The 8,280-nt window shown below is 38.6% G+C and carries 7 protein-coding genes and 2 pseudogenes; 5 read left to right on the forward strand and 4 right to left on the reverse strand.

The annotated features are described in order from the left end of the window. Positions 1-16: 16 nt before the first annotated feature. The 4 genes and pseudogenes from dltA to dltD all read left to right on the forward strand — a co-directional run bounded on the left by dltA (position 17) and on the right by dltD (position 4,269). Positions 17-1,559 (forward strand): annotated as a pseudogene (gene dltA, locus PROCOU_RS10470) (D-alanine--poly(phosphoribitol) ligase subunit DltA). Next, entirely contained in the window at positions 1,556-2,734 is a 1,179-nt protein-coding gene (gene dltB / locus PROCOU_RS10475; RefSeq protein WP_036072227.1) for a D-alanyl-lipoteichoic acid biosynthesis protein DltB, read from the forward strand. The pseudogene dltA and the gene dltB overlap by 4 nt, the downstream one beginning before the upstream one ends. 28 nt (positions 2,735-2,762) lie before the next feature. After that, positions 2,763-2,999, forward strand: coding sequence for a D-alanine--poly(phosphoribitol) ligase subunit DltC (gene dltC / locus PROCOU_RS10480; RefSeq protein WP_036072228.1), 237 nt, complete (start codon positions 2,763-2,765; stop codon positions 2,997-2,999). Then, positions 2,996-4,269, forward strand: a pseudogene (dltD, locus tag PROCOU_RS10485) (D-alanyl-lipoteichoic acid biosynthesis protein DltD). Before dltC ends, dltD begins: the two are co-directional and overlap by 4 nt. A 49-nt stretch (positions 4,270-4,318) precedes the next feature. Here dltD and glmS read toward each other — a convergent pair. After that, positions 4,319-6,127 carry a glutamine--fructose-6-phosphate transaminase (isomerizing) gene (gene glmS / locus PROCOU_RS10490; RefSeq protein ID WP_036072229.1) on the reverse strand — a complete coding sequence of 603 codons (1,809 nt, stop codon included), beginning with the start codon at positions 6,125-6,127 and terminating at the stop codon, positions 4,319-4,321. 505 nt (positions 6,128-6,632) lie between these two features. Between glmS and PROCOU_RS10495 the strand changes: the two genes are divergently transcribed. Continuing rightward, positions 6,633-6,887 carry an LPXTG cell wall anchor domain-containing protein gene (locus PROCOU_RS10495; protein ID WP_036072230.1) on the forward strand — a complete coding sequence of 85 codons (255 nt, stop codon included), beginning with the start codon at positions 6,633-6,635 and terminating at the stop codon, positions 6,885-6,887. On the opposite strand, the gene PROCOU_RS10500 is transcribed toward PROCOU_RS10495, so the two are convergent. From PROCOU_RS10500 to PROCOU_RS10510, 3 genes are read right to left on the reverse strand one after another with little or no spacing between them, the layout of a single operon-like run. Beyond that, positions 6,862-7,422 carry a hypothetical protein gene (locus tag PROCOU_RS10500; RefSeq protein WP_036072231.1) on the reverse strand — a complete coding sequence of 187 codons (561 nt, stop codon included), beginning with the start codon at positions 7,420-7,422 and terminating at the stop codon, positions 6,862-6,864. The two genes, PROCOU_RS10495 and PROCOU_RS10500, sit on opposite strands and share 26 nt — an antisense overlap. Then, on the reverse strand, positions 7,400-7,666 hold the full coding sequence (locus PROCOU_RS10505; RefSeq protein ID WP_036072232.1) for a hypothetical protein: 267 nt from the start codon (positions 7,664-7,666) through the stop codon (positions 7,400-7,402). Before PROCOU_RS10505 ends, PROCOU_RS10500 begins: the two co-directional genes overlap by 23 nt. An 11-nt stretch (positions 7,667-7,677) precedes the next feature. Further along, entirely contained in the window at positions 7,678-8,166 is a 489-nt protein-coding gene (locus PROCOU_RS10510; protein WP_036072233.1) for a hypothetical protein, read from the reverse strand. Positions 8,167-8,280: the final 114 nt, after the last annotated feature.

The raw sequence follows: 8,280 nt of genomic DNA on the forward strand, positions 1-8,280 counted from the left end.
AAAGAGGCGATTACGAATGAGTGTATCTTTTTTCACCACTTCTATCAATGAGCGTATTGATGAGTGGGCGCTTAAGACACCTAACAAAGCTTGCTATGACTATAATGGCAATTCCCTGACATACCATGAACTAAAGGAACAATCAGACGCATTAGCAGTCTTTTTATTACAAGAACTAGATAATAACAATGCTCCGATCCTAGTATATGGACATATGGAGGCTTCGCAAATTGTTGCTTTCCTTTCTTGTTCAAAAGCAGGCCGTGCCTATGTGCCAATTGATACTTCTATGCCTGCTGATCGCATCAAGCAAATAACAGAGGTTGCACAACCAAGCCTTATTCTTTGTACTGAGGAATTACCTATGGAGGCAAGAGTTGCTGATGTGCCTGTTATAAATGCCGAGCAATTACAACATGTAATCACGCATAATAATGGAAAAACACCAGACTGTTCATATTTTGTCAAATCTGATGATAATTATTACATCATTTTCACCTCTGGAAGTACTGGTGTTCCAAAAGGGGTACAAATCAGTCATAACAATCTAGTGAGCTTTACGAATTGGATACTACAAGATTTTGAGATTCAAGAAGGAGATCGTTTCCTCAATCAGGCACCATATTCTTTTGATTTGTCTGTTATGGATCTCTATCCCTGTTTACTTGCTGGTGGAACTCTTGTGCCACTTGATAAGACGGTGAGCGCTAATCTGAAGAGCTTATACGAAACAATTCCCAACTTAGAAGTAAATGTTTGGGTTTCTACACCTTCTTTTGTAGACATTTGCTTGATGGATCCGAACTTTAAAGGGGAGACGAATCCAACAATTACACATTTCCTATTTTGTGGTGAAGTTTTGACTAAAGAGACGGCTCAGATGCTAATCCAGCGTTTCCCAAATGCTACTGTTTACAACACCTATGGGCCTACTGAGGCGACCGTGGCTGTGACAAATGTAGTAATTGATGGGAACAATGTTAATACTTACCCTAGCCTGCCACTTGGACGTATCAAGCCCGATACGAAGCTTGCCATTTTAGATGAAGATGGACTACTCGTTCCAGACGGTGAGAAAGGCGAAATCGTCTTAATTGGCCCTAGTGTTTCTAAAGGTTACTTGAATGAGCCAGAGAAAACAGCCGCAGTCTTTTATAAAGATGAGCTATTCCAAGCTTATAAAACTGGAGATTGTGGCACGATAATTGATGGGATGTTGTTTTTCCAAGGTCGCTTGGATTTCCAAATTAAACTTCATGGATATCGAATCGAACTTGAAGATATCGAGAATAACTTAAAAGAAGTAAGCTACATTCGCTCTTGTATCGTTGTGCCAAAAATGCGCGAAGGAAAGGCGGAGAGCTTGGTTGCTTTCGTCGTTCCTGCTGCACATAACTTTGAGAAGGAATATAAACTGAGCGCTGCAATCAAAAAAAGAACTTTCAGAATCGATGCCGAGTTATATGATTCCTCGTAAATGGGTTTATAAAGATGAACTTCCACTGACGATGAATGGCAAGATTGATCGCAAGCAACTTTCCAGTGAGGTGAATTCATGACAACGCCGTATGGATCAATACTCTATTTTGCAGTATTGTTCGCCTTCTTAGCACCAATTGTGATTGCTGGCTTACTTGGTAAACGTATGCCAGTCTATAATGCTTTTGTAACACTGGTCTTTATTTATATGATGTTTGCCAGCAATACAATCCAAGCCATTGCTTTTATCGTGTTTATATTTTGGCAGCTGGCACTTGTAAGGCTCTACTTTAACTATCGTCAAAAAAAGAATCATGGTGGCATTTTTGTATTGGCGCTTATCCTTTCCATTCTGCCTTTGTTTATTGTAAAAGTACAGCCATTGCTCGCAGCAAATACAACAATGATTGGCTTTTTAGGAATTTCATACTTAACATTTAAAGCCGCTCAGATGATTATGGAGACGCGGGATGGTTTGATTAAAGAGCTGAACTCTTGGGATTTTATTAACTTTCTCTTGTTCTTCCCAACGCTGTCATCTGGACCTATCGACCGCTTCCGTCGCTTTAAAAAAGAAGCCGACTCACCTATAGATCCTGATAAATACGCAAACTTACTTAATCGTGGTATTTTCCTCATTTTCTTAGGGTTTCTATATAAATTTATTATCGCTTACGTTGTTCAAACGAATGCGATTACTGAGCTTGAATATAACCTTCATCACCATATTCAATTCGGCTGGAGTTTAGTCGGTTATATGTATGCTTACAGTATGTATTTATTCTTTGACTTTGCAGGTTACAGTGCTTTTGCAGTTGGTATTAGTTACTTGATGGGTGTTCAAACGCCTATGAACTTTAATAAACCGTTCGCAAGTCGCAATATTAAAGAGTTCTGGAATCGCTGGCACATGACGCTATCTTTTTGGTTCCGTGACTTTGTATTTATGCGCCTCGTTTTCTGGATGACAAAGAAGAAGTTTTTCAAGAGTAAATTTACCGTTGCTTACATCGCTTATTTTGCGAATTTTTTACTCATGGGTATGTGGCACGGGCTTCATTGGTATTATATCGTTTATGGGCTTTATCAGGCAGCTTTAATCGTCGGTTTCGACCTATTTGAACGTTGGAATAAGAAAAAGAAATTCTATCCGAAGAATAAAGTGACAAATGTCATTGGTATTGTGATTACATTCCAGTTCGTCTGCTTCGGGTTCCTGATTTTCTCAGGTATTTTTGACAAAATTAGTTTTTAAAATAAAAAGAATAAGGTGGTAACATATTATGGCATTTCGTGAAGATGTTTTAGAAATTTTAGAAGAGATTACAGAGTCAGAGGAAGTTATGGAAAACACTTCTGTACAATTGTTTGATGAAGGGCTTTTAGATTCAATGGCAACTGTTCAATTTTTAATAGAAGTGGAATCGCGCTTAGGGATTACCGTTCCAGTTTCAGAATTTGATCGTGACGAGTGGGCAACCCCGGAAAAAATTATCACTAAGCTTGAGGAATTAAAATGAAAAAGAAACTTTGGATGACATTTGGGCCTTTGCTTATTGCAGGGGCTGTGTTCTTATTCATCCTGTTTGGTCCAAGTTCGCTTTTTGGTGGCGTATCAACGGCTACTATCAAAAAAAAGCGCTACTTCTATGAATCCCATTGTTGTGCAAGGTGTTGCCATTCAACAAAAAATGCTTGCATCAAACAAAAATTATTTGCCTATCTTCGGTTCCTCGGAGCTATCACGTGTCGATCAATTCCATCCTAATGTTTTTGCAGAGAAATATAATCGTGGCTATACGCCATTTTTAATTGGTCGTCCAGGCACGCAATCACTTTCGCATTATTTAGATATTAAAGCAATGGGCCATGCGTTAAAAGGTAAGAAAGTTGTGTTTATCTTATCGCCACAATGGTTCCAACCCGCTGGTGTAGATGATGGGCATTTTGGTGGTAATTTTTCACCGCTACAAGCTTATAAGTTTGCGATGTCTGATGAAAAACCTACTTCTGAACGAAGGTATGCAGCTCGCAGATTGTTAACTTATAAAGTAGTGAAAAACGATACTACTCTGACCGCATTACTTGAGAATATCGCCTCACCTGGTCCAAAGACAGAGGTCAGTGCATTCACCTATGCAACAGCCAATGCCCAAATGAAAATTTTACAACGAAAAGATGATTTAGACTCGAAGTTTATCCAAGGCTCACGTGAAGAACAGGTCGAGAAAAATTTAAAATTAATACCTGATACGTTAGATTATACGAAATTAGATGACTTGGCAACAAAGATGGGAGAGTCACAAGTTGGGACAAATCCATTTTTTTGTTAAGGATTCTTATTACAAGAAAAAGCTAGGGCCAACGATTAACGAATTGAAAGATAGTCGAAAGAATTTAAGCTATGATGAGTCACCGGAATATAGTGATTTACAGCTTGTTATGGACGCTTTTAAGGAAGTCGGTGCAGATGTGCTGTTCATTAATCCACCTGTGAACGGACCTTGGTATGACTATATCGGTGCATCGAGAGAAAAATTGCAGAAGTACTATGATAAATCTGGAAAACAAGTGACAGATCAAGGTTTCCACTATTACGACATGTCTAGTTATAGTGATACGCCTTATTTCTTGGAAGATACAATTCATTTATCTTGGCGAGGTTGGGTTGCAATTGATAGGCAAATTGACCATTTTATGAACAGCAAAACCAAACCTAAGTATGAAAAAACGCCAAAACAGTTTTATTTTAAACAAATTATTCCTCCCAAAAAGGAAGATAATAAATAAAAATAAGGATGTAGTTGCCATAACACGTAGCAACTACATCCTTATTTGATTACTCGACAGTTACACTCTTTGCAAGGTTACGCGGCTTATCTACGTCACAACCACGATGAAGTGCTGCATAGTAGGCCAATAACTGACACGGTACAACGCTCACAAGTGGTGTTAGAAGCTCATGGACTTTAGGAATGACGAATTGATCACCTGCTTGGTTTACGCCTTCCATTGATAGAATACAAGCATTAGCGCCACGTGCAAGGACTTCTTTGACGTTTCCACGGATATTCCAATTGATGCTTTCTTGGGTAATAAGAGCAAGGACTGGCGTACCGTCTTCAATTAGCGCAATCGTACCATGTTTCAATTCCCCACTGGCAAAACCTTCTGCTTGAATATAGGAAATTTCTTTTAGCTTCAGCGCTGCTTCCATGGCAACGAAATAATCGATATGGCGACCAAGGAAAAAGGCATTGCGCGTTGTTGCTAAATATTCCCCAGCGATGTGTTCGATAGTTTCTTTACTATCTACGAGTGTTTCCATCGCATTTGCTACAATTCCAAGTTCAACAGTCAAATCAAATGCTTTTGCAATGCTAAGACCTTTTGCACGGCCTACTACAGTCGCTAAAATAGATAAAGCTGCAATTTGAGCTGTATAAGCTTTTGTGGACGCTACAGCAATTTCTGGTCCTGCATGCAGGTACATCGTATGATCAGCTTCTCGATCTAATGTAGAACCTGGCACGTTCGTGATTGTTAAAGAGCGGTAGCCAAGCTCTTTAACTTTTACTAGCACTTGACGGCTATCTGCAGTCTCACCACTTTGCGTAATAAAAATAAATAATGGCTTTTCAGATAGCAATGGCATATTGTAACCAAATTCGCTAGAAACATGGACTTCGACTGGTACTTCTGCTAATTTCTCAATAAGGTTTTTACCGACAAGTCCAGCGTGATAGCTCGTCCCACATGCAACGATATGGATGCGGTCTGTGTCTAAAAGTTCTTTGACGATAGTTGGATCAATAGTTACGTCTCCATTTTTATCTTGGTAAGCTTGAATAATTTTACGGATTACAGCCGGTTGCTCGTCTGTTTCTTTCAGCATGTAATGTGGATAAGTTCCTTTTTCGATATCAGATGCATCGAGCTCAGCAGTGTATGCTTCGCGCTCGACTTCTTCACCATCCAATGTTTCGATTGTCACGCCATCACGCTTTACAAGAACTATTTCTTCATCCATAATCTCTACAAATTGATCGGTTTCGCGAATAACTGCCATTGCATCACTTGCAATGACGTTGAAATCTTTGCCTTTTCCGATTAGGAGCGGACTTTTATTTTTCGCTGCATAAAGCGTTTCATTGTCTTTATTGTCAATCAAGCAAATCGCGTATGAACCATGAAGTAGGCTAAGCGTTTTTGTGAAAGCTTCTTTCGTTGTCATCCCTTCATTAGCGAACAATTCGATGAGCAAAACGATAACTTCTGTATCCGTATCGCTCGCAAAATTCGCATCAGACAAATATTTGTCTGTTAATAACGAATAGTTTTCGATTACGCCGTTATGAACGATTGTATATCGCCCTGACTTACTTTGATGTGGATGCGCATTAGCATGACTTGGTTTACCGTGTGTTGCCCAACGTGTATGTCCAATTCCCATTTCACCAAAAGCTTCGGCAGGTACTTCGGAACGTAAATCCGCAATCCGGCCTTTTTCTTTCGATATTAGTACGCTAGTTGGTGATTTTAATGCAATTCCAGCCGAATCATAGCCACGATATTCTAATTTCTCTAATCCTTCTAATAATACTTCTTTCGCGTTTTTCTTCCCAATAAATCCTACAATTCCACACATAATAAAATCCTCCATTTATATGAGGGCAAACTTATCTTGTATAAAGCCCTCTTGTTTTTTTTGAAAAAGGGCAGACTATTCCGCTGTCTGTATTCCTTTCGCGTTTCCATGGAGATATAAACATGTTCCTTTCCACTCTGTTCATCAGGTCACCCTAATGGTTTGTAGCAAAGGCATCACGATTGCATGCACAACCGAGGGACTCCCGCCGAATTTTCGATTAATCCCTTCCTCGTCAACTAGAGCTTGGACTCTAGTTCTGGCGCTTTTATTTAGTTGTGAGCGATCCTCCTTTTCATTTTCTCTAGGAAACAAAGTTATCATACCCCAAAGTTGTATAGTTCGTCAAGCCTTATATAACGTACCAATATCAAAATTGGTATAGCTGTTGACAAAAACAGGCTTTTATTTGATAATGGATAGGAAGCTTCATTTGCTAGGAATGGTAAGGGTTTAGCGGTGAATCGATATAGAAGTGAGATACATAAAAATAGGAGGGAAATACATGAAATTTTTTCAGAAAATACTTGCTGGGTTTACAGTTCTTTTCTTTTCATGGGCTATTTTTTGGAAATTCAGTCCAGTTCAAACAGTAAATGCCATCGATATGAATGGATTACCAAATACCGGAGATAGCTTTTCGCTCTGGACAATTGTCATTGGGGCTATCTTGATTATTGCAGCACTTGTGCTACTACTCCGAAAAAATGGTAAAAAAGAAATTCGACTCCTAATCAGGTGTCGAATTTCTTTTTTTTAGTGGCTATCATTAGAAATAGACTTGCAAAGATACCGAGTGTGCCGATAATCAATTTCAGTGCAACAATGGTGTTTTCATCTTGGCCAATTTGCGATCCCATTTGTGATCCGATTTTACGAAGTAATTGGTCTAACCATAGATACTCTGTGAAAAAATTAAAAGATAGGCCTAAAAGTGGTGCAGTGATGAAAGCGTTCGGTTTTCTAAATCCGAATAAGATAGCTAATAGGAAGAAAAAAGCGATACCAATTCCCAAATAGGCATCAAACCGAGTTGTGAAGAAAAATTGGTCACCTGATAGAACAATAACAACCAGTACGATAGAAACTCCTAAGCCTAATATAGCGAAAATTAGGCCTGCCCAACGCCACTTTTTTTGCCAATCGGTTGTTATAGTTAAAGTTTTTTCTGGTATTTTGATGAAGAGACAGGCTATTCCGATGAACGCGATGATAAACGTAAGAAAGCGAGAATAGTCAATTAAATCGATTTCGCCAATATCAATCCACGGTTCAAATTGGTTTCGCCATAACATCCAGCCTTGAAAAAAAAATAAAGCCTAATAAAATGACAAAATTGGCAATAGGGATTGTTTTTTCTAGCAGTGTTAAAATACCAAAAATGATTAATAAAACAGTCAAACTTGCCGTTGCCCACAGTATCCAGGTTTGTTCAAAGTCAGAGCCATTTAATGTCCAACTATATAGAAAACTAGCTAAATTAGGAAGCAATGTTGCCCCTAAAAATAACATGATAAATCCGCTTATTTGTTTCTTCATTCTTCAACTCCTCAAAGTAAGTTCATTTTTTTGCCATCCACAATGTATTCAAGTTCTGATAATCGCCAGAATTCCTCTTCTTTATACACATAGCGATAGGTCGCATTGAACACATAGTCATCTGTTGTTCCAGTTCGAAAACCAGGATTTTCGAAAGTAAAGCGCTGAATAATACCGATTTCGGGATCAATCATGCCGATATCATCTTTTCCAGCATCGAAATATGGCGTTCCAATTGTTCTGCCACCTACTGTGATATTGAATGAAAACACCAGTTTCTGCACCTGAACATCAAGAAAATTAGCAAGTACGATGTTAAAGTGGATGTGATCCTCTGTGATTTCTAATCCGAATGGGAAAAGCTCCATTTCCCAGCGTACATCCCGATTTTCTTTCAATTGTGCTACGATTTGTTCGCTCATCAAAATATCTTTTACTGATGGAAAAGTACTTACCATTTCTCTTTTTTGCAAATCATAAAGTGACCAATTTAGTTCCATAGTAGTTCCCCCCATAAAAAATACCCTTTTTTCTAGTGTACCAGAAAAAAAAAACGTTTTGGAACGATTAAAAGCTTAGGAAAGTGGTGAAAATATCTTTTTATCGAAAAGTTT

Source organism: Listeria rocourtiae FSL F6-920 (assembly GCF_000525975.1).
Classification (GTDB): domain Bacteria; phylum Bacillota; class Bacilli; order Lactobacillales; family Listeriaceae; genus Listeria_A; species Listeria_A rocourtiae.

Excerpts from the sequence above, each read along its gene's own strand:
- PROCOU_RS10500 (WP_036072231.1), bottom strand. The coding sequence starts at position 7,422 with ATGTTATGGCGAAACCAATTTGAACCGTGGATTGATATTGGCGAAATC.
- glmS (WP_036072229.1), bottom strand. The coding sequence starts at position 6,127 with ATGTGTGGAATTGTAGGATTTATTGGGAAGAAAAACGCGAAAGAAGTA.
- PROCOU_RS10495 (WP_036072230.1), top strand. The coding sequence starts at position 6,633 with ATGAAATTTTTTCAGAAAATACTTGCTGGGTTTACAGTTCTTTTCTTT.
- PROCOU_RS10505 (WP_036072232.1), bottom strand. The coding sequence starts at position 7,666 with ATGAAGAAACAAATAAGCGGATTTATCATGTTATTTTTAGGGGCAACA.
- dltC (WP_036072228.1), top strand. The coding sequence starts at position 2,763 with ATGGCATTTCGTGAAGATGTTTTAGAAATTTTAGAAGAGATTACAGAG.
- dltB (WP_036072227.1), top strand. The coding sequence starts at position 1,556 with ATGACAACGCCGTATGGATCAATACTCTATTTTGCAGTATTGTTCGCC.
- PROCOU_RS10510 (WP_036072233.1), bottom strand. The coding sequence starts at position 8,166 with ATGGAACTAAATTGGTCACTTTATGATTTGCAAAAAAGAGAAATGGTA.